This is a genomic window from Bartonella sp. M0192 (genome assembly GCF_016102305.1).
GTDB lineage: Bacteria > Pseudomonadota > Alphaproteobacteria > Rhizobiales > Rhizobiaceae > Bartonella > Bartonella apihabitans.
This window is the reverse complement of the sequence record NZ_JACFOU010000001.1, coordinates 866,384-892,781: the sequence shown is the minus strand read 5'-3', so window position 1 is coordinate 892,781 and position 26,398 is coordinate 866,384. Positions and strand designations below refer to the sequence as shown.

The window sequence follows — 26,398 nt, the reverse complement described above, 5'->3', positions numbered from 1 at the left end:
CAGGCATTGCCTGCAGAAGCCTCAAAAACAACTGTCAGACTAGACCACCAGACGGCGAGGATCGCGACGAGTATTTTCGACACGTAAATGTTCTTCCTGCAAAGGCGTGTCAGTGAAAGGAAACTCGCTGAATGTTTGCCTTGAAGCATTATGTCCACCTTGACCTTGCTGACCTGCAGACTGCCGCTGACCATTAAAATTCTGACCACTATTATCCTGAGAGTTGGATTGGCCGGAATTGGCTGATTGTCCTTGCTGGACAGTTTGTGAACTTTTATCAACAATCATGATTGACAGCTGGCCATTATCACTGACCCCCGACTTTTCCAGAGCTTTATGCAGAGCATGATTATCGGCTGCAAGGAGGCGTGCCGTTTCCTGACGTTCGGCATGAATTTCAATCTGGAGACCATCATTTGTTTTGCGCAACCTTGCTTCGACCATACCAAGATTTTCAGGATTCAACTGTATGCGCAATACACGCATATCCCCGACCTGTTTGTTTTCGGTGATTTCAACGCCAGCAATACGGCCGAGTACATTCTGGTTTTCGGCCCTCGCAGTGTTGGTTGCAATTTTATCTCCGATATTCAATGTTTGACCGGCCTGCATTTTATCTGCCGCGTCGTCGAAATTTAATTGTTGCGAATTATTGGATAGCTGGCTTGCAATGTCTTGCGTGCGTTTGGCGTTACTTTGTTTGCGGCCCGATATAGTATTACCGGACTTGTCATCAGTGGTTTTGAAGTCGTTGGCATTCTTGTCGCCAAGTGGTGCGGTTTCATCTTCCAACGTAAGACCGGATTTGCCCACAAAATCATCATCTGCCACCGAAACGTTATTGTTATCAGAAGGTTCGGCATTTCCATTATGTGCGCCAGCTACTTTACCGGTTCCCGCAGTTGCAAGGACACCCGTCTCTATTGCGGCATTGGCTTTAACAGTTTCGTTCGTCTCTAAAGCCGGAGCCGAAGCGTCGCGAGTATTTTTCGAAGCAGCATCGCCAGCCTTATCAGAAGAACCTGCAATCCCGATATTGACATCTATCTGATGCTTGCCGTCATTGTTTTTATCACCATTCAAAGAGTCACCGTTTTTGACACTATTATCCGGATTGACGGTAGAATGGTTCAATGTCGGCAACGGGCCGAATGCCACTTTGACATTATTTTCGTTACCATCTTCCTCACCGTCGGCATCGACTGTTTTTCCATCCTTCGGCTTGAGCGAATGCGATTTATTCGGGGAGTCTGTCCCGACTGTCAAAGCCAGATTGTCGTCTGCCCCTTCAGTCGAACCGGATTTGGCACCATTTTTTTCGTTCGACGCCAAATTTTTATGTGTATCCAGTTGTTCGAGAATGTCATGAACAGATGAAGCCGACTGATCATTCAACTCGTCATGACCATCAGGAACGGAGGGCTTGGCATTTTCCTTATTCTTGTCACTTTCATCACGGACTTTATTTTTGTCAGAAGCGTTCGTTTGCGCAGATTGGTCAGAATGCGTTTTATTGTTTAGAGCTTTGTCAACAGCAGCCTTGTCGTTTGCAATCTTATCGTTTGCAGCTTTATCCGCAAAGGCTTTATCCGAATTTGACTTTGCCGATTGACGGTCTGCTTCTCTCAAAGAGCCGAGCTTGTCGTTTGCAATCTTATCGTTTGCAGCCTTGTCGTTTAAAATCTTGTCATTTGCAGACTTATCAGCAAAGGCTTTGTCCGAATTTGACTTTGCCGATTGGCGGTCTGTTTCTCTTGAAGAGCCGGACTTGTTATTGTCTCCAGCCTTATTCAAGACGTCACCGAAGCTTTCGTGTGACGACTGCGGGATTTGCTGGGACTTTTTATTATCAGTCCTGATTTGATTGAAGTTTGTATTAATGCTCGTAAATTCCCCCGATATTACCATCATTTTTTCTCCAATAATTTGTCTACATCATCGATTTTCTTTTGTGTCTGCTGCATAAATTGATCAATTTCGCCTGAAATCTTTTGTTCGTCTTTTTTCCCCGAAGTGGTATTTGTTGGCGTCGGTAAAGGCTCATTTGTTTTCGTACCGACCTGATCAACAGGCACGCCCACCGCTTCTTTCAGTGCCGATTGATCGTCATCTTCTTCATCATTATCAGTTTGCTTTGGCAAAATACTCGTATCAAGAACAACACCTTTTGCTACAGCCTGTGCAGCCATCAGCAATGGCCGGTCTTTTTCCGGCAATTCGTTCACGGAAATTGTTTTCAACATTGCTCCGGCATCTTCTGCCGCTGTCGAACCTACCGAACTTGCTGCATAATAAAGGCGCGCCGACGCGTCCGAGACATTCAGGCTGTGGGCAATATCAATTGCCTTTTCAGCTCCGAAATGGGCGCGTGCCATACGCGCATCTATCAAAGCGGTACGGCTAATCTTCAAATAGATAACCAACTGGATTGTTTTAGGAGCAAAATTGACAAACTCGGTTAATTGTTGATCATCAAGATGATTATCCAGCGAAGGTAAAGTTGTCGCAAAATCACGCCAGAATTCATTTGCATAGGGAGATCTTGAGAAACGTGTAACATAATTTCTGGTAAGAAGCCGTAAAAGCTTGATATCTCCGGTCATGGAAGCAACTTTGATCTGGCGCCTTATCGCTGCTTCTTCGAACAATGAACCGGGTGCTGCCAATCTTACCCAGTTGAGACGTTCGGATGCTTTTTCCGGACTCGCCTCGGCCATATCGGCAACAGTGCTTAAAGTAATGGAAAGTAACAATGCCGCAGGAATTTCTGAATCATCTTCCGGCAAATCGTCAAAAGCTTTTAGAAATCTATTTTTTTTGTGGTGGGCATAGGCACGGGCACCATCAATATAATTCTTCGGAATAATCCCGTCCGGTGCATTCTTGAGAATAGTTTCTACGACATCGGGGTTTCCACCATTAAATAGATAGGTCAATGCTGCAAAAATATTTTGCGCATTTTCCCAGGTCGATGGATCCTCTTTTAAAAATTTTTGTCCGATATCGGCAAGAACACGCGGCTGCATTTGCAACGCACCGGGCTGTCCGCTGGCAATGTCATCCTGCAGGCTTTCCAGAGAGCGGATAAGTTGAACCGGTCCCAAAGAAGATTCGGCAAGCTGGGCTTGTAGCGGAGTCGATGTCAGGAGTGGCAATGCCACACCGGCAAGACATATCATTTTAAAGAAACGATTTGTCATTGTTTCTTCTCCACTTTAGTTGCGTCATCTGCCTTATCCGTATTGGCTTCGCCGCCTTTCCCTTCCGTTCCACTTTGTGGCAAGCGCATGAATATTTCTATGCGACGGTTTTCTGCCGCATAAGGATCAGCTTTGTTTTTCAATTGACGATCTGCGTAGCCCTCAACGCGGAGAATACGTTTTTCATCAAGCCCGCCACGCACCAGCATGTAATAAGCCATTTGGGCACGCGAACTTGATAACTGCCAGTTGTCATAAGTGGCATTTCTATAAGGGCGGGAATCTGTATGGCCTGCAATAATAACATCGCCTTTTTTATCTTGCAGAATTTTTGCAACGCCGGCCAAAAGATCGACCACTTTCTTATCCGGTTTCGCAGAACCGACAGAAAACATTCCGTAATGCGCCTGATCCATCAATTCAATAGCGACGCCATCCTTGACCGAGACAACCCGAACCATCGGTTGTTGCGTACTTTTCGTATCCTTGATCAGTTTGCTCAACTCGCCCGAAATTTCACGAACAACCTGTGGCAATGATTTATCCTTGGCAGCGTCTTGCGGTGTTTCGGCCTTGCTGAAATTGACTTGCGGTTCGGCTACCTGCGCCGAATCGCCGTTTGTTTCCCCTGTCTGCTCATTTTTATTTGTCTCCGTCTGTTGCTGACCGTTCTTTTGAGCTTCGGCATTTTCAGCATTTTCAGGCTTGTTCTCATTGGAAGACTGATCTTTCGGTGTTTGCTGGGTTTCCTGAGCAGCCTGTACCGGCTTACCTTCATTTCCGGGAACAGTGGGTTCGCTAGCCGCTTGTTGCGGTATTGCAACTCCAGGCTGGCTCGGCTGATTTGGATCACGCCCACCCGAGTTCTGACTTGGACCTCCATCGGTCTCGGCTATTTCATGCGAGGCATTTTTGGTCCAGTAATCCGGTGAAAACGGATCACGATAAGCTGTTCCTTCGCTTGCTCCTTTTTGTGAGCCGCCTTCGGCATTTCCACCTGCCCCATCCCCTTGAGAGCCTTCCGCTGCCGATTTTTGTGCTATCTTGTCGAGCTCTTCATAAGGCTCGCTCATCATTTTTTGCTGGTCGACACTGGATTGGTCGTCACTGCTTTCCTTGGCACCGGGTTCGCCGTGGGCTTCATTGCCCGATTTCTGGTCATTGTCGCCCACCGCATCATTGTCCTGAATGCCTTTCGGATTGGTACGACGGTCAACCAGTTTGATAGGATTGAAATAGCTCGCGACAGCTGCTTTGGTTTCTTCATTTGCAGCATTGATCAGCCACATAACCAGAAAGAATGCCATCATCGATGTCATAAAATCGGCATAGGCAACTTCCCAGGCGCCGCCATGGTGCTCGCCCTCGCCCTGTCCACCGCGACGGACTATAATAATTTCATTGTGTTCTTCGGGCTCGTCGGAGTTCATTGTACCAGCCCCTTCAATTCTTTCATGACCGGTTCAAGACGCGTCGCAATAACCTGATCTCCAAGCTCGAGCCGGATATCGGAAGAGTCTGTCGGCTTTAAAACAAATTTCATCTTATTGAAATCAGGACGCTTTTCCAAAGCCTTCAACAGGTCGCTGTTACCTTCAATGACAAGTGGCTGTTTCGCCGACAAAGCTTCCCGGGCAATGCGTTTGGCAAAATCGGCAAGAGCATCGTCATGCATTTTTTCGCCAATAAAGACTGCCAGAATTTTTGCGACATCTTTACTGATATCTTCAACTATTTTATCAAGGCCGTTCTTTAAATTTTCATCAAGATTGGCGGCAACTTCCGCTATTGTCTTATCTTTAAGGTCACTCATAGCCTTTTCATGTTCTTGTATGAGTGCGTCTTTTTCCCGAGCAAATCGGGTTTCAAGCTCGGTCTTGGTTTTCTCTACAGCTTCGTCAATTGCTTGTTGCCTGAGTTCTTCCGCATTGACTTTGGTTTGAGCTACCAGAGATGCTTCGTCAAATGTATCTTCCGGCTTGCTTTCCGCCTGATGGAAATCGACCATCGGATCGGCTTCTTCAACCGTTGCTTCCTCGTGAAAAGGAACCTCCGCATCCATTGGTAAAACTTCAACTTCGGTGTCGGGAATTTGGCGTGGCGCAAAGTCGCTCAAAAAATGGGAAAGCGTAGTCGCTTTCTTATTTTCCATTTTTGTATCGCTGTTATCCATTACACTCATCGTCTTTCACCAGAGTATCTTTTTTATCAAGCTGCTTGTGCAGGCGTTCCTTTATTATTATCTTCCTGTACCCATTCACGTAAGACATTTGCAAAACGGTCTTCATCCATAGAAATCATCTGATCAAGCCGATTTTGCGGCGGAACACGCATACGGTTGCGTAAATCTTGTAGGCCATCTTCATCCGGTATCATATTACCATCAAACCCTTCATTTTTGCTAGCCTCATTCGGCAAAGCAGGCATATTCTCGGGGCCTGCCAATGCACTTTCGTTACTGCCGGCAAGAGCAAGCTGATTGCCATGCATTTCCCGCATAAGCGGACGTACACCTAAGAACATGATAAGCAAAACCGCAATGACAAGGGCTGCTCCATTGACCAGACCCGATGTATATTTCGAAATAGATTGCCAGATCGGTGTTGCAACAGGTTGCATATTTTCATCATCATTTGCGACAAAATCGACAGCCGTTACATTGATTATATCACCACGGTCAGGATCGAGCCCCGAAGCTGTTGCCACCATTTGACGAATGCGGTTGACCTGATCATCAACATAGTTGGCCGGTGCGGGAGCTTCTTTGTCGCTTGGTTTCAAGCGTGACCGGTCGATAACAACAGCAACAGCAAGCTTTTTGACGTTGAAACCGTCGCTGACTGTAGAAATTGTTTTCGAGTTGATTTCGTAATTGGTTGTTTCTTCACGGCGGTCCTTTTTATCGGAAGAGTTTTCACCCGAGCCGCCTCCGATTTCTTCTTGCGGAATGTTCTGTTCAACACCGACAGCGCCGTTATTACGATTGTTCTGGGAGTCGCCCTGATCGCGAACACTGCGGACCGAACGGGCAACCTGCGAATCCGGATTATAAATCGTTTCATTCGTCTGGCGGCGGTCGGTATCCAATGCAACCTGAACGCTGGTCTGGAAGTGATCCATGCCGAGGTAAGGAGCCAATTGTTTGCGAATATTTTCGTCAATCTGGGCAGCAACCTGACGTTCAAGAGATGCCATCATGACAGGAGCGCCATTCATGGCATCTGTCCCTGAAGCCAACAATTTGCCACTGGTATCGAGCACTGTAACCGAACTTGCTTCCAAGGACGGAATGGCTGCCGCTACCAACTGACGAATAGATTGTGCCGACTCGGTAGCAAAATTGCCATCAGTGCGGATAACAACAGAAGCAGAAGGTTTCTGATTGGCACGACGGAAAGAGCCTTTATCGGGCAAAACAATGTGGACACGTGCAGCCTTTACGCCTTGAACAGCCTGAATTGTGCGAGCAATTTCGCCTTCCAGAGCACGTTGACGGGTGATTTCCTGCATGAAGGAAGTAAGGCCAAGCGAACCCATATTATCAAAAAGTTCGTAGCCGGCATTGTTGGATGTCGGCAGACCTTTTTCAGCCAAAAACATACGTGCTTTTTCAGCCTGTCCAACCGGCACCTGAACGGATGTTCCATCAGAAGAAACGTCGAAAGCAATGCCTGCTTCACCCAAAGCCATGCCCATACGGTTCACATCATCCCGTGTTAGTCCGACATAGAGTGTTTCATAAGTCGGGCGGGTGAGATAAAAGCTTGAAAACAGAATCGTTCCGAATAATGCAACTCCGACCAGACCTAGCGCAATCAGGCGTTTGGCGCCCAATTTGCCAAGAGCCGAGCCAATCGAAGAAAACAGAGCCAGTATTCTATCCATCTATCTTTACCGTATTTATTGGGCAAAAACCCGTTGGTTTTCGTTAAAGATATAGCCTTCAAAAGCTGATATATCCCTAACTTTACTTTGCACAATAAAAGCTGAAGCTTGCGCGAGGGTGATCAATCCGGCAAGGTTCAAGCGACAATTTTTCGAAAGCGACTTTATGGTTAATATTATTGTCTCTGTCCGATTGACGTGATACCCACAACGTGTCAACCTTGTTGACCTGTGTAAAACAGCTATCAATAAAAGTGTAAACAATGCCGCAACTGTAATGTTGTTTCGTCGGGGGATGGTTAATTGTTGCAAATAAAAAGGATAATCGATGTACCGTTTATTTTTCACAGCAATTTTGTGTTTGCCGCTTGTTGCCTGTGGCGGCTCAAAAAAGACCTGTAGTTCAACAGCCGTGTTGGACGCTCTTCACGACAAATTGGTCATTGGGATGAACTATCAAATCGGAGTTGACGACTATTATAATGGGCAGAAGGCAAAAATTACTTTGACCGACCCGCGTACTATTGGCCCGAGTGGTGACGTTATTCGTTGTTCTGTAGCAATGAAATTGACCCACTATGTCGACCCGAAAACGAATGTACGCTATCCACAACCCGTGGAAAAAACTGTTTCTATGCCTTACAGTTTTAAAAGTGTTGATGCTATGATTACCCAGATCAATGTTGCACAATAATTCAGGCCTGTCATTCTGACTGCGTTTTCCGATCTGCCTGTTTTTTTGAAGCTTAACAATGAATAGGTCGGAAAACAGGCTTGATATTACATTCCGGAATAGATGAGAAAATTTTAATCAATAAGTGTTCATGCCACCGGCAAAAAAGCGTTTAAGAAAAAATGGCATGCAAGAAGTCTATTCAAGAAAAAGGCCGCGTTAGAAACGCGGCCTTTTTTAATTGATAGAGCAACTCCGGTTAGAGATGCAACCGGAGAAGCATGATTGCTATTATTGACGGAACAGCGACAAGATGTTCTGGCTGTTCTGGTTGGCAATCGACAAAGCCTGAATGCCCAATTGCTGTTGAACCTGCAAAGAAGCAAGGCGGGCAGATTCTGCATTCATATCGGCATCAACCAGCGAACCGACACCTTTATCAACGGCATCCATCAACTTGCTGACATAGTCGATCTGGCCTGTAACCTGAGCTTTCGCAGCACCAATTGTTGCACCGGCAGTCACAACATTGGACGTTGCAGTCGTGACTTTGCCCTGAATAGCTTTAATAATCTTCTCCATACCTGACGCAGAAACATAGCTAAAATCAGCGTTAGCAAAATCCTTCACTGTCAATTTGTCTGCTACGTCAGTTAAGGCTTTTACGGCGTCGTCATAAGCAGTTTGTAGTGGATTGGTAGAGGTAGAGGTACCTCCTTCGGCACCTCCTTCTTCTTCTTGAGCACCAGCGGTCGAGGTCGAGTTATCCAAATTCTCTTTCGCAGACTTGATGGCGTCTAACAGTTTACTAAGAGTTTTGTTTGCCTCTGGAGGCGGAGTGGTCGTATCATACGAGCCGAAGACATCCGATAAGACACCTTTGGACAAATCGAATGTGCCGTTAGGGCCCTTGGTTGCAAAGTTGAGTTCTTTACCGCCAACGTCGATCATATCGACATAAACAGCCGAACCTTCACGACGATAGGAACCGGCAATACGAACTGACTCGCCATTATTACCGAGAATGTTCTTTTCAGCCAAAGATGCCGAATAAACAGCTGACTGAATATCATTCATATTGGCTTTGATATCAGCCTGAATCTTCTTGATATCGCCTGAGCCTTTTTCATAGGCAGTAGTCAAAGATTTCTGGATGTTATCAAGATAATCTTTCGATTTATCAATGGTTGCGTTAGCAACATCAATCTGGCTTTTACCCAAAGCCATCGCATCGGAAACAGAACTTAATGCGTTACGGTCGGACTTCATCATGGATGAAATTGACCAATAAGCAGTGTTGTCGGATGCTTCGTTAATGCGCAAGCCTGTTGAAACACGGCGCTGCGTTGTGTCCATATTATCGCCAATGGAACGCAGAGTTTGCAAAGCATTCATAGCGGATTGGTTGGTAAGTAGACTTGTACCCATAATAATTGTCCCTTCGGATTAGAATTTAACAGGGACATGCTGGCCAACCAGCGGGTGACAGAGCGGCATCATGCCTATCAGTTTTATCGGTATTCTTTCAAATACCTCACTAACCTGTCACGTCTTATATATACGTTATAATGGTTTAAATGTAAATATACTTTATAAAAAATAATATCGATTTTATTTTTATTTATGTTTTACATTTATCATTATGATTTTATTACGTTTTTTAAGAAAATGATAATGTTTTAGTTAGCCGGCTTATGTTTTTATTTTCGCTACATCCTGCAATAAATATCAAATGGCCATAAAAAAAGGCCGCGTAAATGACGCGGCCTTTTTAAATTAATAGAGCAACTCCGGTTGCATTTGCAACCGGAAGAGCATGATTGCCATTATTGACGGAACAGCGACAAGATGTTCTGGCTGTTCTGGTTGGCAATTGACAAAGCCTGAATGCCCAATTGCTGTTGAACCTGCAAAGAAGCAAGGCGGGCAGATTCTGCATTCATATCGGCATCAACCAGTGAACCGACACCTTTATCAACGGCATCCATCAACTTGCTGACATAGTCGATCTGGCCTGTAACCTGTGCTTTCGCAGCACCAAGTGTTGCACCAGCAGTCACAACATTAGATGTTGCATTCGTAACTTTGCCCTGAACAGTTTTCAGAACCTGTTCCATCGTTGCCGACGAAACTTTACTGAAATCGGTATCAACAAAATCCTGAACTGTCATATCCTTGGCAGCTTCAGTAATGGCGTCTTGAGCCTGTGTTACTTTGCTTCTATCTTGGTCAGTAGCAGTATCACCTTTTGAAGCAAGATCAGCCTGAGCTTGTTGAAGTGCACTGTCCAAAGACGCAAAATCCGGTGCAGTTTCTGCTTTCCCGAAAACGTCTTTCAAGACGCCCTTGGTCAAATCGAACGTACCGTCTGCGCCTTTGGTTGCAAAGTTAAGGTCAGCACCACCAACGTCGATCATATCAACATAAACATTCGAGCCTTCACGACGGTAGGAACCGGCGATACGGACTGACTCACCGCCATTACCAAGAATGTTCTTTTCAGCCAAAGATGCCGAATAAACAGCTGACTGAATATCATTCATATTGGCTTTGATATCAGCCTGAATCTTTGCAACATCGCCTGAACCTTTTTCATAGGCAGTGGTCAAAGATTTCTGGATGTTATCAAGATATTCTTTCGATTTATCAATGGTTGCGTTAGCAACATCAATCTGGCTTTTACCCAAAGCCATCGCATCGGAAACAGAACTTAATGCATTACGGTCAGACTTCATCATAGATGAAATTGACCAATAAGCGGTGTTGTCGGATGCTTCATTAATACGCAAGCCCGTTGAAACACGGCGCTGCGTTGTGTCCATATTATCACCAATTGAACGCAATGTTTGCAAAGCATTCATAGCGGATTGGTTGGTAAGTAGACTTGTACCCATAATAATTGTCCCTTCGGATTAGAATTTAACAGGGACATGCTGGCCAACCAGCGGGTGAAAGAACGGCATCATGCCTATTAGCTACAAGCGGTTTTCTTTGTGAAGACCTCGCTAACCTTTCACGACTCTTATTTAGTCGGCTTACTAATTTTTGTAAAGGTTTTTTAGAAAAAAATTTTTTCAAAAATATGTTAATTAGTTTTTTCGTCTAATTAAATGAGCGTATCAAACTTCCTACCAGCAAATTCCACCCGTCGATCAAAACAAAGAACAAAATTTTGAAAGGCAGGGATATAACGGTTGGCGGCAGCATCATCATGCCCATAGACATTGTCAAAGTTGCAACGACAAGGTCGATAACCAGAAAGGGCAAAACAATGAGAAAACCGATTTCGAAACCGCGCCGCAATTCGGAAATCATAAAGGCAGGCACAAGAACACGGTAATCGACCTGTTCACCGGAGCCAACCTGAAACGAGGGGTCTGCCAGATCGACAAAAAGATCAAGATCCTTTTCCCGCACCTGACTGAGCATAAATTCACGAAATGGCTGGCCAATGCGTTCTGCCGCTTGTTGTTCGCTAATCTCGTTATTCATAAGCGGTTGAACGCCGCCGGTCCACGCCTGATTGAAGGTCGGAGCCATAACATAGAATGTCATGAACAATGCGAGCGAAATCATGACCAGATTGGAGGGAGCTGTTTGCAAACCGAGGCCGGAACGCAAGAGGGAAAACGCAATGGCAAAGCGGGTGAAGCTTGTTACCATTATGAGCAACCCCGGAGCCACGGAAAGTACCGTTAACAAACCGAAAAGTTGGACAATCCGCCCGCTTATCGAACCCCCCGCCTGCGGCAGCAGATTTGACAGCGCCCCGCCGCCTGATGCTTGTGCTGCTGCGGCATTGGTTTCCTGCGCAAAGGCACTGTCAACGCCCAAAAGCAACATAAAAAATGCCAGCAGGAAAAGGCGTTTCATTGCTCGACCACCAGACTAGAAATCAGAACATTGGTCACTTTGCCCTGTGAACGGGTACGCGCCCGATCAACAAGATCTTCCCGCAGATTCATAAGTCCGGAAGCTCCTTTGATTTGCGCAATCGTGCTATTTCGCAAATAAGCCAAAAAATCATTTGAAATTTCAGCAGCAACAGAAGGAGAAAGCACTTCACCGGGTTGTGATACGAGAGAACATTCAATACGGATCCAGGCGTTATTGGGCGCAGCCATATTGGTAAGAATAGGATTTAAAATGGTAACACTGCTATTTGACGCGATCGTGTCGGCATTTTTCTGGGCCTCGGTTTTTACCGGCTCCGGCGGAGGAGCAATTTCCTTACCGATTTGTGTTCCCAAAAACCAGCCGCCGCCAGCAGCAACCAAAGTTAAAATAACACCGGCAAGAAGCAGTGCTTTGAAACCGCCAGCCTTTTTTCCTTTTCCGTCACCTTTTTCAGGCTCTCCTGCCATAAAAACCTCTTAAGTTAAAGTTCAAGGCATTTATGCCCTTTTTTCCGTTTTATCAGTATTCTATCAGAGAATAGATGAATAAACCTTAAAGTGGCAAGCTTTCAAGTCCTTATACAGAACTTGAACAAAGGGAGCCTGTTGAAGATGAAGCTCCCTTTATTATCATATCTATAAATTCTATCAGAATGGCGATATCTGGTTCATAATCTGCTGGCCATAAGGCGGTTGCTGGATCTCGCTCATGCGACCACGCCCACCATAGGAAATGCGGGCTTCAGCGATTTTATTGTATTCGATCGTGTTGTTACCGGTAATATCACGCGGGCGTACAACGCCAGCAACATTCAGAACACGCAATTCGTAGTTGACGCGAACTTCCTGCGAACCGTTGATAACCAGATTGCCATTCGGCAATACATCTGTAACAACTGCTGCAACCGACAATTTGATGTCTTCCTTACGCTCAACCTTCGCATCACCCTTCGAGTGGGCGGTTGAATCACCATTCACGCTACCACTGTTTTTACCTATCAGCGGGTAAGTTGCGCCTAACGTATATTTGCCATTGGCATCACGTTTCAGATCACTCTTGTTATTCAAATTGGCGCGGTCATTGATCGAAATCTGGACAGTTAATACGTCCCCCGGTTTCATCGCACGCGGGTCGCGGTAAAAGCTGTTTGACGATGAACGGTAAAGCGAATATTTGCTTTCTTTCGGTTTTGTCGGATAAATATCGGGGTTCATCGAGGGAGCATAGCCGAGATCTGCCCGAACCGGCGAAAAATCCGGCACCGAGTTAAAATCTTTTGTATTGTAAGAACAGCCAGAAAGCGCAACCGTTGCCAGAACGACACTGATAAGCGCGACTCTTGATTTACGGGTGTCTAAAACGTTTTTCATTTGTTTAACTTTCATCATTGGCCTGCTTTTACAGACTTGGGTGCCGGCTTGTTTTCCGGCGGAAGTTTTTGTGCACTCACCAGAACTTTGGTGAGGTTAGCCGATTTTTCCGGCGGCAATTCATTCATAATGGCACTTGAGATACGCGGCGTCAGTTTCAACATAATGGCGGCTGCGGCAAAATCATCAACCAGCGCCAATTGGGCAGCAGCAGCATCAGGGCGCATTTTGGAAATGATATTGACCAATGAATCCTGAGCTTTTGCCAAAAATTCGTTACGTTTGTTCAGCCAGTTCTCGTATTCCTGACGTTTTTCTTCCAGAACCTTGATGCGATCATCGATCTGCATGCGTAATTGCTGCAATTGCTGACTCTGTAGTTCGAAGCGGGCATCTGCCGCCTGACTGTCAATATTGCCGCAGAATTTTTCAATTTCATCCTGCGAGGCATTGGCAGAGGGAAGTGTACGCTGCGGCGACGGAGCCGAAGGAATGGTGGATGATTTGTTCGGGCTTGAAGTCGCAGCACCTTTTTGTGCCAAAGCGTTATTCATGAGCCCGCACAGCGGAACCAATCCCAGAATTGCCAGAACTTTACGCCGAGATCCGATCATTGAACCACAAGCTCCGCATGAAGTGCACCGGACGTTTTAATCGCCTGAAGGATGGCGATGATGCCGGTGGGCTTGACACCTATCTGGTTCAAACCTTTAACCAGATTGTCGAGATTGGTACCGCCAAGAATACCAATATTGGACGTTTGTTCATTTGCATCGACGGCTGTTTGCGGCAGGACAACAGTGTCTCCCGTTTCACTGAACGGCTCGGGTTGTGACGCATAAGGCGTTTCGGTAACACGAACAGTCAAACTGCCATGCGAAATGGCAACACGCGAAACACGGACCTTTTCACCGATGACAACCGTGCCTGTACGTTCGTCGACAACAACACGGGCAACTTCATCTGTCGGAATGGGAAGCCCCTCGATTTCGGCAATGAAACGGGCTGCCGAAATACTTGCCGGTTTTTTCAAAACAACCGTTTTGGCATCACGTTCTTTTGCAACGCTTTGATGATAGCGTTTATTGGCAAAAACATTGACCAGATCAGCAACGCGGATAGCTGTCGAAAAATCCGGATTATGCAATTCCAGAACAATATCGGCATCGCGGTTGAAATTGCCTTCAACTTTACGTTCAACCAACGCACCATTCGGAATACGACCGGAGGTCGGAACCCCTTGTGTTACAGTTTCTGCGGCACCTTGTGCTGCAAAACCGGAAATGATCATATTACCTTGTGCAACAGCATAGGTTTCGCCATCTGCACCAAGAAGCGGTGTCATAACCAGCGTACCACCCTGTAAGGACTTTGCGTCACCCAGTGATGAAACACTGACATCAATTCTTGAACCTGGCGTTGCAAAAGGTGGAATATCGGCGGTAACAATAACCGCGGCAATGTTATTTGCACGCGAAGCACCAGCCGGCGGGCTAATTCCGAGATTATCCAACATGGCACGTAAAGATTGTTCTGTAAAAGGTGAATTACGTAACGAATCGCCTGTGCCGTTAAGACCGATAACCAAACCGTAGCCGACGAGCTGGTTTTCACGGACGCCCTGAATTTCAGCAATGTCTTTCAATCTTGCAACAACTCCGGGGCGTGAAAGGTCGGAATAGCGCATCTTTGCCGGATCACCGCCCGAACCGAGCCATGAAGCATCGGATGCTGCTTCGGAATTGAAATGGCGAACATTGCGGCCACCTTCATCGGCAAATGCGGGCATAACACCCATCAATAAAGCCGCAACGATTCCTAAAGAGCGACCAATCCTTAACGAACGACCAATCCCAAACGAACAACCAATCATTGCCCACCTACCCTGACGCTGCCGTCAGACAAGACCGTACCGCTTACAATACGACCGGAATCGACATTGCGAACCTTGATAAAATCACCTGCACTGCCGGGTTCCATCGAAACGCCCGAAGCGGTTATTACCAAATCACCGGCATTGAAAACCAGTTTTGTAGATTGACCACGTTCAATCAGAACCGGATCTCCCAAAGAAGATAACGAGATCGGCCGGCCGGCTGGCAATGTACGTTTAGCAACCTTGTTCAAAGCCTGCTTGACATCGGTTACATATAAAGGAGCCGCATCAACCTTGATGTAAAACATCCTTTCGCTAAGACCGACATTGCTTACAGGCTGTCCGGCATAGACTGTCGTGGTCGGAACGAGAAAGCCTATCCTATCCGCATAGGCTTGCGTTATCGACGCTGTCGACAACAATAAACCAGCAATAAGGAGAGAAAGCTTTTTCATTTTAAATTACCTTAAGTTCTTCGAAACAACTGCCGACATTTCATCTGCGGCCTGAATAACTTTCGAATTCATTTCATAAGCACGTTGAGCCGCGATCAATTCGGTAATTTCTTTCACCGGATCAACGTTCGAAGCTTCAAGATAGCCCTGCATGATCGTGCCATAATTTTCTTCACCCGGATTACCCGCAATAGGTGCACCCGAAGCCTGTGTCTCACGAAAAAGATTGTCACCAACCGGCTCGAGGCCTGCTTCATTGGTAAAATTGATCATGTTGAGACGGCCGGCTTCAACCGGAGCAGCATCGGCATCCGGCTGATAGGTTACGCGACCATCTGCACTCACTGTAATAATGCCGTTTTTGCCGAGTTCGTTCGGAACAGTAATAACCGGCTGGACGAGATTGCCATCAAGGGTGACAACCTGTCCGTTTTCGTTCAGGTTGAATGCACCCGAACGGGTATAAAACGTGTTGCCATTCGGATCCTGAATTTCAAAATAACCTCGTCCACGGATTGCCAAATCAAGCGAGTTGGTTGTCTGGACGAATGAACCCTGCATATTGTTTTTGCGAACGGCAGCAGTACGAACACCAAGACCGACAATGGCACCTTCTGGAATAGTTGCTTCATTCATCATATTCGGGACGCCAACAGCGCGATCTGTCGTGTACATAAGATCACTGAATTCGGCGCGGGAGCGTTTATAACCAGTGGTGTTGATGTTTGCGATGTTGTTTGCAATCACATCAAGATTGGTCTGCTGGGCGTTCATACCGGTGGCCGCAATTGATAAAGATCTCATAACCATTGGACTTTTCCCTTTATTTCTTTCATTTGCTCAAGTGTTACCCGAACCAACCGGTTAAATTTGCATACGACTAACTTCGAGATAGGCCTGAACGATCTTGTCTCTGATGGCAATTGCTGTGTTCAATGAACGTTCGGCATCCATTACCGAATTGACAACTTCACGAACCGACACGTCGCCACCTTCCATTTTTTGCATTGAAAGGCTTTCGGCCTTTTCAAGATTGTTTCCGACGGCGCCGCTAACTTCAGCGAGTACCTGATCGAAACTAGGACTTTTTACACCCTGAGCCTGACCTGTAGCTTGCGTGTCTAATGAAGTTGTCTGGCTGGCATTAGAGCCGTATGATTGCCCCAACCTTTCAAGAGCGGCACGTGTTGTTGCTGATGTTAACGACTGTATCATCATCAAATCCCCGTCATTTTCAGTGCACTTGCAAGCAAATGTGCAGAGCGGCAGATAACTTCGAGATTGGCTTTATAGCTACTTTCATCGCTAATCTTTATAGTCTGGCCTTTGATATTGATCTCATTATTACTCAATTGTTCTTCAAGCTTCGAAAGATTTTCATCTTTATTTATAATTATGGTTTTCAACTTATTAACCTCTCAGCAGGTCAATTGTCTGGGATACGAGATCCCGGGCCTGACGAATAACTTGTAGATTTGCTTCATAAGACCGGTTTGCTTCACGCATATCTGCCATTTCAACGATTGCATTCACATTCGGATATTTCACATAACCATTAGCATCGGCGGCCGGATGACCCGGTTCATATTTGACAATGTAAGGTGATTTATCCGTGGAAATACGGGCAATTTCTACGCCTTGAGCTTCGGCATAAGGATTAAGAGCGGCCTCAAAACTGACTGTCTTGCGTTGATAGGGATTTGCTGCGGCAGTATCTCCTGTCGAATTCGCATTGGCCATATTTTCAGCAATAATACGAAGGCGGGTTGATTGGGCTGCAAGCCCTGTTGTTGCGACCCGGCCGGCTGCAACGAGTGGATCAGACATGATCACGATCCTCCTTTAACGGTAGCCATCATCATTCGATGAAAGGCTTTTACGATAACGGTATTGAGTGACATTTGCTGGCCGATTTCACCACCTTTACGCATTTCTTCTTCCAGATTGACATTATTTCCGGAATGGGTGGTTTCAATCGTATCTTCAGGCCGCATTGCATGGGATTCCATGCCATTATCCGTGACATCCATGTGCTTACTGTTTGTTACAGCCATTGCCATGGTATCATTGTTGAGAATTGCAGCGAAGTCTTTTACGTCACGCGCTTTGTATCCGGGAGTATTAACGTTAGCAACGTTACTCGCGACAGTCTTTTGGCGCGTTGCCAACCAGTCTGCTTGTTTATTTGCTATATCGAAAAGATTTACCGGACCCATTGTCGTATACTCTATTGAACAGAATAAACAATAGGCCCTTAAACTTGCGCGAGACTTGCGTTTGAAATGTTTTTTAAAAAATATAAATATATAAAATATTTCAATGAGTTATCATAAAAACAAAACCTGTTTTTAAGAATCCGGTGGCGCTAAAGCAATGAATTTTGTCAATCTTCACCCAAAAACTTCATCTAACACATTTCATTTACCGGATCGCTCTCTTCATATATCGGATAGCGCCCTCAAGCGCATTTTAAATTCTGAAAGGAAACCCAAGAATAGAACAAAACGGAAGAACCAGCGCCATCTTACCGAAAAGGTCTTCCCTTCAAATGACTTACCTAACAGTTTCGGCAAAATATGGCTTTTGTGATAATTTGTGCTTCTCAAGGCTTCATATTCAATTTATTGATTGACCGGCAACTTATTGATTGACCGGAATTATTCCTTTCGAGGTCTTGAGAGCAACTTTACCGGTTTCGCTATCTTTCATAACACGGACATAATAACTTCCATCAGGAAGTTTGCTGCCGGGTCTTGCGAACCAATACCCCTGATCATATTCTATCATTGCCATTCCATTGACAACGTCTTTGACAACATAGGGTTTCGACTTTGGAGCTGTCGGTTTCAAGCTTCCGTCTGTCTTGTCAGGATTTTCGCTTTTTGGAAGCCCCCGTCCGTTTGACATAATCGCTTTCTTTGAATCATAGTCACGCGTAGCATAAGGATCGACGCGATCGACAAGTTCGAAATGCGAGCGCTTGTACCAGCCATCATGAGGTTTGAATGTACCTACCGCTGCCGGCTTATTGTCGGATGCACCTGCCCCGCCCTGTCCACCAATCTGGAACGCATAAACAACAAATGGCAAACTGCCGCAGCCAATTGCCATAGCAACCCCCATGGCGCGCAACATGGAATCAACAGAACTGAAAATTCCAAAAAACACACCTGTCGATGAACTTGCTGCCGAATTTGCAAATGTGAATGCCTGCAGCCCTGCTACACCGGCAGATATTGCCGCAATCACTCTCTTGAAAACACCAATATGCTTTTTGTCCTCAGCAACTCCATTTGTGCTGGCGCCGATTGGCGAAAGCTCGTCGGGATTACGCCAGGATAAAAACCACTGACCTTTATTTTTTTCCCTATTATTCTGGTTTACTCGATCAGTTTCAATATTTTCGAGATCAGACAACAGTTTTGCCAATTCTTGTTCCGTGGCATCGCTGCGTTTTTTATTGGCCAGATTTTTCATCCTGAAACCACTGAACTTTTGATAGGTTTCGCTACCAAAGCCCGGAAAGGATGAACCAAAATTTGTAATATCAGTCATGATTGAAATTCTCCTGCGCCGTTTTTAGGCGGACTGATTTTTCAGGGCTTTGGCAAGATCATCATAAGGATCGCGGGGAACCGGCGTATCCGGTGACTGGTTCATAGCATCGTAAATTCTCGGCACCATAACCACCGCCTGATCAAGAACCGGATCCGATCCGGGACGGTAGGCACCCATAGCACGTAGATCGCGCGTTTCTTCATAGCGTGAAATCATCTCTTTCAAACTTCTTACGAGCTTTTTTTGTTCGGGAGTCCAGCTATGCGGTGCCAAACGGGAAATTGAAGCCGGAATATCAATTGCCGGATAGCGGCCCTGTGCTGCTATTGCTCTGTCGAGCACAATATGTCCGTCAAGAATACCGCGAATAGCATCAGCGATCGGATCATTATGGTCGTCACCATCAACAAGAACCGCGTAAACGCCGGTAATTGACCCTTTTCCTTCCGGCCCCGGACCGGCGCGTTCCAACAAACGCGGCAGATCGCTGAACACACTTGGCGGGAAACCGCGGGAAACCGGTGGTTCACCAGCCGCAATTGCCACCTCGCGGGCAGCCAGCGCATAACGGGTAATGGAATCGACCATCAATAATACATTGTCACCTAAGGAACAAAAATATTCGGCAATTGTCGTTGCCATAGCCGGCGCTAACCGGCGCATCATCGGACTTTCGTCTCCTGTCGCAACGACTGTGACAACTTTGGATAGCTTTCCCTTCATCGTATCGTCAAGCATATCGCGAACTTCACGACCACGTTCTCCGGTCAATGCCAAGACCACTGTGTCGAAATCATCGGTTGAGGTCATCATTGCCAATAATGTTGATTTACCAACACCGGAACCGGCAAAAATACCGATACGCTGGCCGAAACAGAGCGGCGTAAATATATCAATAACTTTAACGCCTGTGCGCAATCCTTTACCGACCCGTGCCCTTTTAAGGGCTGGTACAGCCTGCGTTTCAACCGGCATTTTTCCGGGACCTGTAGCAACAGGCCCCAAATCGTCAATGGCCTCTCCCAATGCATTGACCACCCGACCTTTCCATGATTTGTCGGGAGAAACGAGCAAAGGCCCGTTTGCAAATACAGATGCATTAAGCGCCGGAACAAGAGTTTCATCGTAAGGCTTGATCAACACATGATCTTCATTCACACGAATGATTTCTCCGCGCGCCATGTTGTGTCCGCAATCGATCAGGACACTATCACCAAGCGCAACATCATCGGAAAGCCCGCGTGCTTCGACAGCAACGCGCGAAACATCACTCACCAAACCGCCTTTGCTGACCAAAGGCGACTGTTGACGTTTTTCATGTTCGGCAAAAGCAACGAGCAAAGACAAGGCATTCGTACGGGATATACCAAGATCACTATTTTCTTCCGGGCTCTGTTCCATAAAATTTTTCCACAAAAATGATAATCTCAAGCGGCTGAAATTTCAGTCCTGATTATCTGTTATTGGTTTTTACCACCCAAAGTCTGAATTGCCTGCGAACTTCTTTCTTCCTGCTGACGCATCATAGCTTCAACACGTTCGAAAGCTCTTGAAACTTCGATAAGACGGGTCATCTCGACAACACCATTGACATTGGAGTTTTCCAGAAAGCCCTGTACAACGCCGTTTGCCGCATCACCTTGAACCGGAATAGGTGCCTTGTCAGGAATTACGGAAGCATTGGGGCCATAATGCAGATTGCTGTCCGGCTGGAATTGATAAAGACCGATAGCTGCTACCTGCAAATTATTCTGATAAATTGCACCGTCGGCAGCAATGCGCGGGGTGCCGTTTGCGGGATCAATCTGTATGGGTGCACCACCATTATCCAGAAACGGATATCCCTGAACCGATACGAGCCCACCTTCCTGGGTCATAACCATACGCCCGTCACGGGTATAGACCTGACCATTCGGCGTTTGTAGTGAAAAATAGGAATCGCCATTAACGGCGACATCAAGAGGATTGCCGGTTTGCGTAACCGGCCCACGATTGGTCGAGATATAAGTTTTTCCGGCGCTACTGAAATTAACGTTCTGGTTATTGTCGCGGGCAACAGGGGAAACAAGAGATTCAAACTTCATCTCTTCCGACCGGAAACCTGTTGTGTTTACATTGGCCATATTACGCGCAATGGTTTCCATGCGCCTTTCTAAACTGATTTGCCCCGAAACACCAACATAGATCGGATTTTGCATCAATCTTTGTCCTTTCTTGCCCAGACAGTGTCACGACGTCTGGCTTCCAATGAGGCGGACAAAAGATCAACGCAAAAAGCGCTATGATCAATTGCCGCCCGGTTTAAGCGACTGCATTGCAATCATCGAGGCATTCGAAAAACCGAATGTGCTCCCCGTATTTGTGCTCTGCAGAAGAGTTAATGCAGGACTTACCTGCGGTTGGTTTTTGGCATCATACATTGCCGAAAACCGGCCGATGAATTTTTCCAATTTTGTCGCGTCAGCCAGATCATCAAAGCTCATTTTCTGTTCGAGAAGTCGTTTTTGCGCGTCGACATCGGAACCGCGCACGCTGTCGGGAATACCAAGAGCCGTATAGACAACCTCTGCAAGTGCTTTATCCGCAATGATCTGGTAAGCCCACTCATCTTTTGACAAGCTGCCATTTTTAGCCATGCCACCAACAGTACGCGTAAAATAAAGTGCAAGACGCGTACCTTCATTCTGGTCACCCACTTCTGTTTCCAGTGTCTGCTGCATGTATTTATTGACTGCAGCTTTTGTTGCACTGTCCTGAGAAGTGGCCTTATCTCCATATGCGTTGAAGTTGAAAGCAGCGGCGAATTGTTGATAACGTTTATCCGTCAGATCTGCGGCATACTTGGGATCGGTTAGAACCTTGCGCATCATGCCTTTGGCATAGATCATATCTTCAAGGCCATAAGCCTTCATCGCATAATTGAAAAGGCGCGTATCACCAAGAAAATCGTCAACTGTTTTTACGCTTTTTATGTTCTGAGTGTAATAGTCTGTTTCGCGCTTGACATTGGGTTCACTCATAACCCTGTCAAGCGTCTTTGACATATTATCAATTGTACTTCTATAGCTGACATAAGTGCCAATCATAGGATTACCTTTCCTCAGTAATTGTTATGTAGCGGATGAAACTTGCCCGAAACTGAATTCACCGTTACAACAGCTCATGACTGTTTTGTTGTCGTCATCATATTTATTATGGATAATAGCATAACAGTCATTATAAATATAATATAATATCAAGAATGTCTGTTTTTTAGCGTTCTGGCAAGAAACTTGCGATAATGTCATGACTGAATTATAGATTTTGATCTGGCAAGTTTCACGCAAGGCCATCATTCTATAGATTAGTTGACTTAAGACATAGGAGCGTTTGCGTTGGGTGTTATTCTCGGATTAGCGATTGCACTTGGCTGTATCCTCGGAAGCTTTATGGCAATGGGGGGGCATGTATCTGTTCTTATGCAGCCTTGGGAATTTGTGATCATTCTAGGTGCTGCATTCGGCACATTTATTATTGCCAACCCTTTTTCTGTTATAAAAGACACGATGAAAGCCACCTTGGAGGCAATGAAAGAAGCTGTTCCCAAACAAAAGGACTATCTTTCATTACTCGGCCTTCTCTATGCCTTGATGCGCGAAATGCGTTCAAAATCACGGTCGGAAGTTGAAGGCCATTTCGATAATCCGAAAGAATCTGCCATTTTTCAACAATATCCGACAATATTGAAAGATGACTCAATCACCAATTTTATTTGTGATTACTGCCGTCTTATACTTGTCGGAAATGCCCGTCCTTTCGAAATCGAGGCTTTGATGGATGAGGAAATCCATACCATTTCACAGGATGCGCTCAAATCCGCTTCGGCTTTACAAACAGTAGCCGATGCTTTGCCTGCTCTTGGTATTGTTGCGGCCGTTCTCGGTGTTGTTAAAGCGATGGGCCATCTGAATGAATCACCGGAGGTTTTGGGGCATTATATCGGTGCAGCTTTGGTCGGTACTTTTGGCGGTATTTTCTTTGCTTATGCCGTGTTTGCTCCGATTGCGTCGAAAATCAAGCTTGTTCGTGGCAAGAAAACTCGTATTTATACCGTGATAAAACAGACACTTCTGGCTTACATGAATGGTGCAATGCCACAAATTGCCCTTGAATATGGACGCAAAACGATTTCTGCAAAAGACCGTCCGACAATTGACGTGGTCGAGCAGGAAGCCATTTCCGGCCAACCTTCAAGTAAAGAGGCTGCATAAAGATGTCGGAAGCAACCCCTGGCAACACGACTAAAAATGCCACAACAAGTGACCAAAAACCCGCCGCTTCTGCCGCGAGCACTGCTGCCGGAGAAACAGTGGAAGAAAAGAAAAAAGATGTTTTGGCCGAGCATATTTTGCGTGCTGCTGGGCTGTCGAGCGACGACCTTATGTCGTTTCAACATGTATTTGGCGATGCAGCAACAAATTTGAGCGCAAGGTTGGCGCAATATACGTCTGCTACATTCACCATAGAAATTAAATCGCTCGACACTTTGAAAGCCGACGCATTACCCCAAATTATCTCGGGGGATACGCTGGTTGTCAGGTTCGAAGCAGACCAGTGGGGTGGTGACGTATTGTTTGTTCTGGATGCAAATCTTGTAAGCGTTGTAACAGACGCCTTTTTCGGAGCACCCGAACCGGCGATTCTCAACCGCAATGGTCGGCCGTTCAGTGCCGTTGAAACGCGAACAGGAGAGACATTGGCCAAAGTTTTATCTCTGGCAATGGATGATGTTTTCGGGAATGGTGACGGGACGCTTTTTAACTATAAAGAAACGACGGATGCGCAACAATTCGACATGGAAGAATTCCAGCAATTAAGGATGTTTTCCTGTGTCCTTTCGTTCAAATCCGGAGAGGTCGAAACAACCCTTACTCTGCTTATGCCGAGAAGTTGTCACCGGCCGATCCAGGAGGCCGTTACCAGAGTTTTGCGGGCACCTTCGACGCGAACCGATCCATTATGGGCCAAGCGTTTGCGTCAGGAAGTCAGCCGGGCTCATGTAGCGATTGAAGCTTATATCATTGAAGGCTCGATGACCTTGAATGATTTGATGCATATCGAAGTAGGACAAGTCCTGCCATTACCGGCAAATGCCGTTAAGCAGGTAAGATTGCGCAGCGGCGACAAACCGCTTTACAAATGCTCTTTGGGCAAAGTGGGATCGAATTTTTCTGTACGGGTTACCGACCCGATTGATGAAGAAGAGGAAATGTATGATGAACTGGTTCATAATTAATATTATAGGTGCCGTTCTTGCGATGACATCTGTCGGTGTATTTGTCATTACATCACGCAAATTGGCCAGTACCATTCGTCTCGGGCGTCAATTGGCCGAACAGGTTCATGCTGCAACATCAAGCCTTGATCGCGCTGTCAGGGCGCTCAGAGAAGAACATCAGGATTTTCGGGATGAGAACAAGAAACTCGATGCACGCATCACCGAGTCATCACGGATCCGCCGCGAAGTTGACCGTTCGGTTGCCCATATGGAAACAATCCGCAATCAGTTGCAAGGAGATTTTAACCGTCTTCGTGGTATATTGACTGCCCAGTCGCATGGACCCACAACAAATTCTGCCCCGACAACCCATTCGGTTAATCAGCAAACAATGCAGAATAACGGTCTGCCGGTTTTTGTCCAACGCAGAGTTCATAAATCGGATCTTGGCAACAGAGTACAATTTTAATCGCAAACGGCCTTGGGCTGTAATGAAACGGTGAAATAATGGCAGACGATACGAAACCGACAACGACCCCGCCTCCGATGGGAGCCAAGCCGACTATGCCACCACGTCCGGGAACAGCGGGCACTGCAATGCCAGGCGGTTTCAAACCGAACGCTCCGGCAGGCGGCGCAGCACCATTTGGTGGTGCCAATCCGGGCAATACAGGTCAATTCGGAGCCAATCCACAAAAGCCGGCAGGAGCCGGTTTTGGTGGAGGCGCCGCCTTTGGCGCAAACGCCGCCAAACACAATACCCAGGCACAGCCAAGCGAATCTGCAAGTTCCGCAAGTAATGCCGATCTTATCATGAGTATTCCTGTCGAGGTTCAGGTTGTTCTGGGCGGTACCACAATGCCGGTTGCAACATTGATGGATCTCGGACGTGGAGCGGTTATCACACTTGACAAACAAATCGGCGACCCAGTCGACATTGTCGTCAATGGACGGGTCATCGCGCGCGGTGAAGTCATCGTCATGGAAGATGATTCATCCCGTTTTGGGGTAAGCTTAACGGAAATCATCGGCAAATAACTTTTTAAATATATTTGAAAGACAGTTATGGCGTCATCGGAACAGGAAAATCCATCAGCAAAAGAGGGACCTGCCGCCCCAACGGTGGCAGCAAGGAAAACTTCGTCCTCGATTATCGACGGCCTGACCGGACAACAGAAAGTTGCTGCCCTTCTCGTCGCTATGGGTAAACCTGCAGCGGCAAAAATACTCAAGCATTTTTCGCCCGATGATCTTCGCCGTTTGAGTGGACAAGCCCATACACTTCCCAATATCAGTCTTGCCGATTTCGATGTTCTGGTGCACCAGTTCGAAGATGCCTTTGCCGAAGGGGTATCTTTTTCGCAAGCCGGCGAGCGTTTTGACAATCTCGTTCAGGAAACACTTCCCGAAGACGAAGCTGCGGCTGTGCTTGATCCGAATGCAACGCCCGCTATTCCCGAGGAAAGCCTGTGGGAGATCATGGGCAAAATGTCTGCAGAAGAATTGCAGGACCACATCTCGCAGGAACATCCGCAAGTCATCGCCTATATTGTTTCGAAACTTCCTTCCGATCTTTCTGCAAAATTGCTGCTTCTCCAGACCATGGCCGAACGCGGAGATATTATTTACCGCACGCTACATTTACGTGCCGTTCTACCGGTTGTCGACGAACTTCTCGATAAAGCTTTACGACCCGTTCTGATGAAGAAAAACGAAGCTGCCGAACAATCACATTATGGCGAGGTGGCGAACATTCTCAATCAGCTCGACAAGAGCGAAATCGACGAGATGTTGGCAAGTCTTGACGGTCTTGATCCGGAAGATCTCGAAAAAATCAAATCGAAACTTTTTGTCTTCGAAGATATTCCTCGTCTTTCGTCGCGTGCACGTTTGTTGCTTTTCGATGACATCCCGTCGGATGTTATCATCACTGCTTTACGGAACGCTGATAGTGCAACGGTCGAGACTATTCTCAGCTCGTTATCACAGCGTAGCCGCCGCATGGTGGAAGCCGAACTGAAATCACCTAACGACATGATAACACAAGCCGACATTACAAATGCCCGTCGCACGATTGCGCAACAGGCAATCAAACTTGCAGGGGAAGGCAAAATCAGTCTGGCAGCCGATGAGTCGGAAAATCAGGCTGGCGGTGATGCAAAATCGGAAAATAATGCCTCTCCTCCGGCTGATGAAGCCAAGGGGGAGGAAAAGCCGAAAGAATGAT

General features: G+C 46.4%; 28 protein-coding genes. 6 read left to right on the top strand and 22 right to left on the bottom strand.

What is annotated here, in order from left to right:
• Positions 1-39 precede the first annotated feature (39 nt).
• From H3S82_RS03955 to fliF, 5 genes are all read right to left on the bottom strand, one after another.
• Positions 40-1,794: a flagellar hook-length control protein FliK gene (locus H3S82_RS03955; RefSeq protein WP_198232543.1), complete on the bottom strand. Its 1,755-nt coding sequence runs from the start codon at positions 1,792-1,794 to the stop codon at positions 40-42.
• 113 nt (positions 1,795-1,907) lie between these two features.
• Positions 1,908-3,200, bottom strand: a complete 1,293-nt coding sequence (locus tag H3S82_RS03950; protein WP_198232544.1) for a chemotaxis protein — start codon at positions 3,198-3,200, stop codon at positions 1,908-1,910.
• A complete protein-coding gene (locus tag H3S82_RS03945) occupies positions 3,197-4,630 on the bottom strand; it encodes a MotB family protein (RefSeq protein WP_198232545.1) in 1,434 nt (477 codons plus the stop codon). The genes H3S82_RS03950 and H3S82_RS03945 overlap by 4 nt, the downstream gene beginning before the upstream one ends.
• Entirely contained in the window at positions 4,627-5,382 is a 756-nt protein-coding gene (locus H3S82_RS03940; RefSeq protein ID WP_198232546.1) for a hypothetical protein, read from the bottom strand. The genes H3S82_RS03945 and H3S82_RS03940 overlap by 4 nt, the downstream gene beginning before the upstream one ends.
• A 26-nt stretch (positions 5,383-5,408) precedes the next feature.
• Positions 5,409-7,085: a flagellar basal-body MS-ring/collar protein FliF gene (fliF, locus tag H3S82_RS03935; protein WP_077970524.1), complete on the bottom strand. Its 1,677-nt coding sequence runs from the start codon at positions 7,083-7,085 to the stop codon at positions 5,409-5,411.
• A 328-nt stretch (positions 7,086-7,413) separates the two neighbouring features.
• On the opposite strand from fliF, the gene H3S82_RS03930 reads away from it, so the two are divergent.
• The gene (locus H3S82_RS03930) at positions 7,414-7,779 is read left to right on the top strand and encodes a hypothetical protein (RefSeq protein ID WP_198232547.1); all 366 of its coding nucleotides are present in this window, start codon (positions 7,414-7,416) and stop codon (positions 7,777-7,779) included.
• Between the two features lie 270 nt (positions 7,780-8,049).
• Here H3S82_RS03930 and H3S82_RS03925 read toward each other — a convergent pair whose 3' ends face one another.
• From H3S82_RS03925 to H3S82_RS03845, 17 genes are all read right to left on the bottom strand, one after another.
• On the bottom strand, positions 8,050-9,186 hold the full coding sequence (locus tag H3S82_RS03925; protein ID WP_198232548.1) for a flagellin: 1,137 nt from the start codon (positions 9,184-9,186) through the stop codon (positions 8,050-8,052).
• A gap of 398 nt (positions 9,187-9,584) precedes the next feature.
• Complete coding sequence (locus tag H3S82_RS03920) at positions 9,585-10,652, bottom strand: flagellin (RefSeq protein WP_198232549.1); 1,068 nt, start codon at positions 10,650-10,652, stop codon at positions 9,585-9,587.
• Between the two features lie 208 nt (positions 10,653-10,860).
• Complete coding sequence (fliP, locus tag H3S82_RS03915; RefSeq protein WP_198232580.1) at positions 10,861-11,601, bottom strand: flagellar type III secretion system pore protein FliP; 741 nt, start codon at positions 11,599-11,601, stop codon at positions 10,861-10,863.
• A gap of 26 nt (positions 11,602-11,627) precedes the next feature.
• Positions 11,628-12,122, bottom strand: coding sequence for a flagellar basal body-associated protein FliL (gene fliL / locus H3S82_RS03910; protein ID WP_077970517.1), 495 nt, complete (start codon positions 12,120-12,122; stop codon positions 11,628-11,630).
• A gap of 180 nt (positions 12,123-12,302) precedes the next feature.
• Positions 12,303-13,025, bottom strand: a complete 723-nt coding sequence (gene flgH / locus H3S82_RS03905; protein ID WP_077973435.1) for a flagellar basal body L-ring protein FlgH — start codon at positions 13,023-13,025, stop codon at positions 12,303-12,305.
• 14 nt (positions 13,026-13,039) lie between these two features.
• The gene (locus tag H3S82_RS03900) at positions 13,040-13,639 is read right to left on the bottom strand and encodes a MotE family protein (protein WP_198232550.1); all 600 of its coding nucleotides are present in this window, start codon (positions 13,637-13,639) and stop codon (positions 13,040-13,042) included.
• Positions 13,636-14,898 (bottom strand): flagellar basal body P-ring protein FlgI, encoded by a 1,263-nt coding sequence (locus tag H3S82_RS03895; protein ID WP_198232551.1) that lies wholly within the window; start codon positions 14,896-14,898, stop codon positions 13,636-13,638. Before H3S82_RS03895 ends, H3S82_RS03900 begins: the two co-directional genes overlap by 4 nt.
• Positions 14,895-15,356, bottom strand: a complete 462-nt coding sequence (gene flgA, locus H3S82_RS03890) for a flagellar basal body P-ring formation chaperone FlgA (RefSeq protein ID WP_077970511.1) — start codon at positions 15,354-15,356, stop codon at positions 14,895-14,897. Before flgA ends, H3S82_RS03895 begins: the two co-directional genes overlap by 4 nt.
• A 6-nt stretch (positions 15,357-15,362) precedes the next feature.
• Positions 15,363-16,160, bottom strand: a complete 798-nt coding sequence (gene flgG / locus H3S82_RS03885) for a flagellar basal-body rod protein FlgG (RefSeq protein WP_077973434.1) — start codon at positions 16,158-16,160, stop codon at positions 15,363-15,365.
• Between the two features lie 60 nt (positions 16,161-16,220).
• Positions 16,221-16,571, bottom strand: coding sequence for a flagellar hook-basal body complex protein FliE (locus H3S82_RS03880; RefSeq protein ID WP_077973433.1), 351 nt, complete (start codon positions 16,569-16,571; stop codon positions 16,221-16,223).
• Between the two features lie 2 nt (positions 16,572-16,573).
• Positions 16,574-16,762 (bottom strand): hypothetical protein, encoded by a 189-nt coding sequence (locus H3S82_RS03875; protein WP_077970510.1) that lies wholly within the window; start codon positions 16,760-16,762, stop codon positions 16,574-16,576.
• Between the two features lie 4 nt (positions 16,763-16,766).
• Positions 16,767-17,186, bottom strand: a complete 420-nt coding sequence (gene flgC / locus H3S82_RS03870) for a flagellar basal body rod protein FlgC (protein WP_188317780.1) — start codon at positions 17,184-17,186, stop codon at positions 16,767-16,769.
• Complete coding sequence (gene flgB, locus H3S82_RS03865; protein ID WP_077970508.1) at positions 17,186-17,572, bottom strand: flagellar basal body rod protein FlgB; 387 nt, start codon at positions 17,570-17,572, stop codon at positions 17,186-17,188. The genes flgC and flgB overlap by 1 nt, the downstream gene beginning before the upstream one ends.
• A 424-nt stretch (positions 17,573-17,996) precedes the next feature.
• Positions 17,997-18,911, bottom strand: a complete 915-nt coding sequence (locus tag H3S82_RS03860) for a hypothetical protein (RefSeq protein ID WP_077970507.1) — start codon at positions 18,909-18,911, stop codon at positions 17,997-17,999.
• Positions 18,912-18,935: 24 nt separating this feature from the next.
• Entirely contained in the window at positions 18,936-20,315 is a 1,380-nt protein-coding gene (gene fliI / locus H3S82_RS03855; protein ID WP_077970506.1) for a flagellar protein export ATPase FliI, read from the bottom strand.
• Positions 20,316-20,374: 59 nt separating this feature from the next.
• Positions 20,375-21,115 carry a flagellar basal-body rod protein FlgF gene (gene flgF / locus H3S82_RS03850; RefSeq protein WP_198232552.1) on the bottom strand — a complete coding sequence of 247 codons (741 nt, stop codon included), beginning with the start codon at positions 21,113-21,115 and terminating at the stop codon, positions 20,375-20,377.
• An 84-nt stretch (positions 21,116-21,199) separates the two neighbouring features.
• Positions 21,200-22,000, bottom strand: a complete 801-nt coding sequence (locus H3S82_RS03845; RefSeq protein WP_198225215.1) for a DUF1217 domain-containing protein — start codon at positions 21,998-22,000, stop codon at positions 21,200-21,202.
• Between the two features lie 288 nt (positions 22,001-22,288).
• On the opposite strand from H3S82_RS03845, the gene motA reads away from it, so the two are divergent.
• The 5 genes from motA to H3S82_RS03820 all read left to right on the top strand — a co-directional run bounded on the left by motA (position 22,289) and on the right by H3S82_RS03820 (position 26,397).
• Entirely contained in the window at positions 22,289-23,164 is an 876-nt protein-coding gene (gene motA, locus H3S82_RS03840) for a flagellar motor stator protein MotA (RefSeq protein ID WP_077970501.1), read from the top strand.
• A 2-nt stretch (positions 23,165-23,166) separates the two neighbouring features.
• Complete coding sequence (locus H3S82_RS03835; RefSeq protein WP_198232553.1) at positions 23,167-24,189, top strand: FliM/FliN family flagellar motor switch protein; 1,023 nt, start codon at positions 23,167-23,169, stop codon at positions 24,187-24,189.
• Positions 24,167-24,640, top strand: a complete 474-nt coding sequence (locus tag H3S82_RS03830; RefSeq protein ID WP_225867953.1) for a BAB2_0123 family type IV secretion system effector — start codon at positions 24,167-24,169, stop codon at positions 24,638-24,640. Before H3S82_RS03835 ends, H3S82_RS03830 begins: the two co-directional genes overlap by 23 nt.
• A 128-nt stretch (positions 24,641-24,768) precedes the next feature.
• The gene (fliN, locus tag H3S82_RS11385; RefSeq protein WP_370541273.1) at positions 24,769-25,209 is read left to right on the top strand and encodes a flagellar motor switch protein FliN; all 441 of its coding nucleotides are present in this window, start codon (positions 24,769-24,771) and stop codon (positions 25,207-25,209) included.
• Between the two features lie 27 nt (positions 25,210-25,236).
• On the top strand, positions 25,237-26,397 hold the full coding sequence (locus H3S82_RS03820; protein WP_198232554.1) for a flagellar motor switch protein FliG: 1,161 nt from the start codon (positions 25,237-25,239) through the stop codon (positions 26,395-26,397).
• Position 26,398 lies beyond the last annotated feature (1 nt).

Bases quoted from the DNA above. Each gene is read 5' to 3' on its own strand.
- H3S82_RS03950 (WP_198232544.1), bottom strand. From the start codon at position 3,200: ATGACAAATCGTTTCTTTAAAATGATATGTCTTGCCGGTGTGGCATTG.
- H3S82_RS03945 (WP_198232545.1), bottom strand. From the start codon at position 4,630: ATGAACTCCGACGAGCCCGAAGAACACAATGAAATTATTATAGTCCGT.
- H3S82_RS03940 (WP_198232546.1), bottom strand. From the start codon at position 5,382: ATGAGTGTAATGGATAACAGCGATACAAAAATGGAAAATAAGAAAGCG.
- fliF (WP_077970524.1), bottom strand. From the start codon at position 7,085: ATGGATAGAATACTGGCTCTGTTTTCTTCGATTGGCTCGGCTCTTGGC.
- H3S82_RS03930 (WP_198232547.1), top strand. From the start codon at position 7,414: ATGTACCGTTTATTTTTCACAGCAATTTTGTGTTTGCCGCTTGTTGCC.
- H3S82_RS03925 (WP_198232548.1), bottom strand. From the start codon at position 9,186: ATGGGTACAAGTCTACTTACCAACCAATCCGCTATGAATGCTTTGCAA.
- H3S82_RS03920 (WP_198232549.1), bottom strand. From the start codon at position 10,652: ATGGGTACAAGTCTACTTACCAACCAATCCGCTATGAATGCTTTGCAA.
- fliP (WP_198232580.1), bottom strand. From the start codon at position 11,601: ATGTTGCTTTTGGGCGTTGACAGTGCCTTTGCGCAGGAAACCAATGCC.
- fliL (WP_077970517.1), bottom strand. From the start codon at position 12,122: ATGGCAGGAGAGCCTGAAAAAGGTGACGGAAAAGGAAAAAAGGCTGGC.
- flgH (WP_077973435.1), bottom strand. From the start codon at position 13,025: ATGAAAAACGTTTTAGACACCCGTAAATCAAGAGTCGCGCTTATCAGT.
- H3S82_RS03900 (WP_198232550.1), bottom strand. From the start codon at position 13,639: ATGATCGGATCTCGGCGTAAAGTTCTGGCAATTCTGGGATTGGTTCCG.
- H3S82_RS03895 (WP_198232551.1), bottom strand. From the start codon at position 14,898: ATGATTGGTTGTTCGTTTGGGATTGGTCGTTCGTTAAGGATTGGTCGC.
- flgA (WP_077970511.1), bottom strand. From the start codon at position 15,356: ATGAAAAAGCTTTCTCTCCTTATTGCTGGTTTATTGTTGTCGACAGCG.
- flgG (WP_077973434.1), bottom strand. From the start codon at position 16,160: ATGAGATCTTTATCAATTGCGGCCACCGGTATGAACGCCCAGCAGACC.
- H3S82_RS03880 (WP_077973433.1), bottom strand. From the start codon at position 16,571: ATGATACAGTCGTTAACATCAGCAACAACACGTGCCGCTCTTGAAAGG.
- flgB (WP_077970508.1), bottom strand. From the start codon at position 17,572: ATGGGTCCGGTAAATCTTTTCGATATAGCAAATAAACAAGCAGACTGG.
- H3S82_RS03860 (WP_077970507.1), bottom strand. From the start codon at position 18,911: ATGACTGATATTACAAATTTTGGTTCATCCTTTCCGGGCTTTGGTAGC.
- fliI (WP_077970506.1), bottom strand. From the start codon at position 20,315: ATGGAACAGAGCCCGGAAGAAAATAGTGATCTTGGTATATCCCGTACG.
- H3S82_RS03845 (WP_198225215.1), bottom strand. From the start codon at position 22,000: ATGATTGGCACTTATGTCAGCTATAGAAGTACAATTGATAATATGTCA.
- H3S82_RS03835 (WP_198232553.1), top strand. From the start codon at position 23,167: ATGTCGGAAGCAACCCCTGGCAACACGACTAAAAATGCCACAACAAGT.
- H3S82_RS03830 (WP_225867953.1), top strand. From the start codon at position 24,167: ATGATGAACTGGTTCATAATTAATATTATAGGTGCCGTTCTTGCGATG.
- fliN (WP_370541273.1), top strand. From the start codon at position 24,769: ATGCCAGGCGGTTTCAAACCGAACGCTCCGGCAGGCGGCGCAGCACCA.
- H3S82_RS03820 (WP_198232554.1), top strand. From the start codon at position 25,237: ATGGCGTCATCGGAACAGGAAAATCCATCAGCAAAAGAGGGACCTGCC.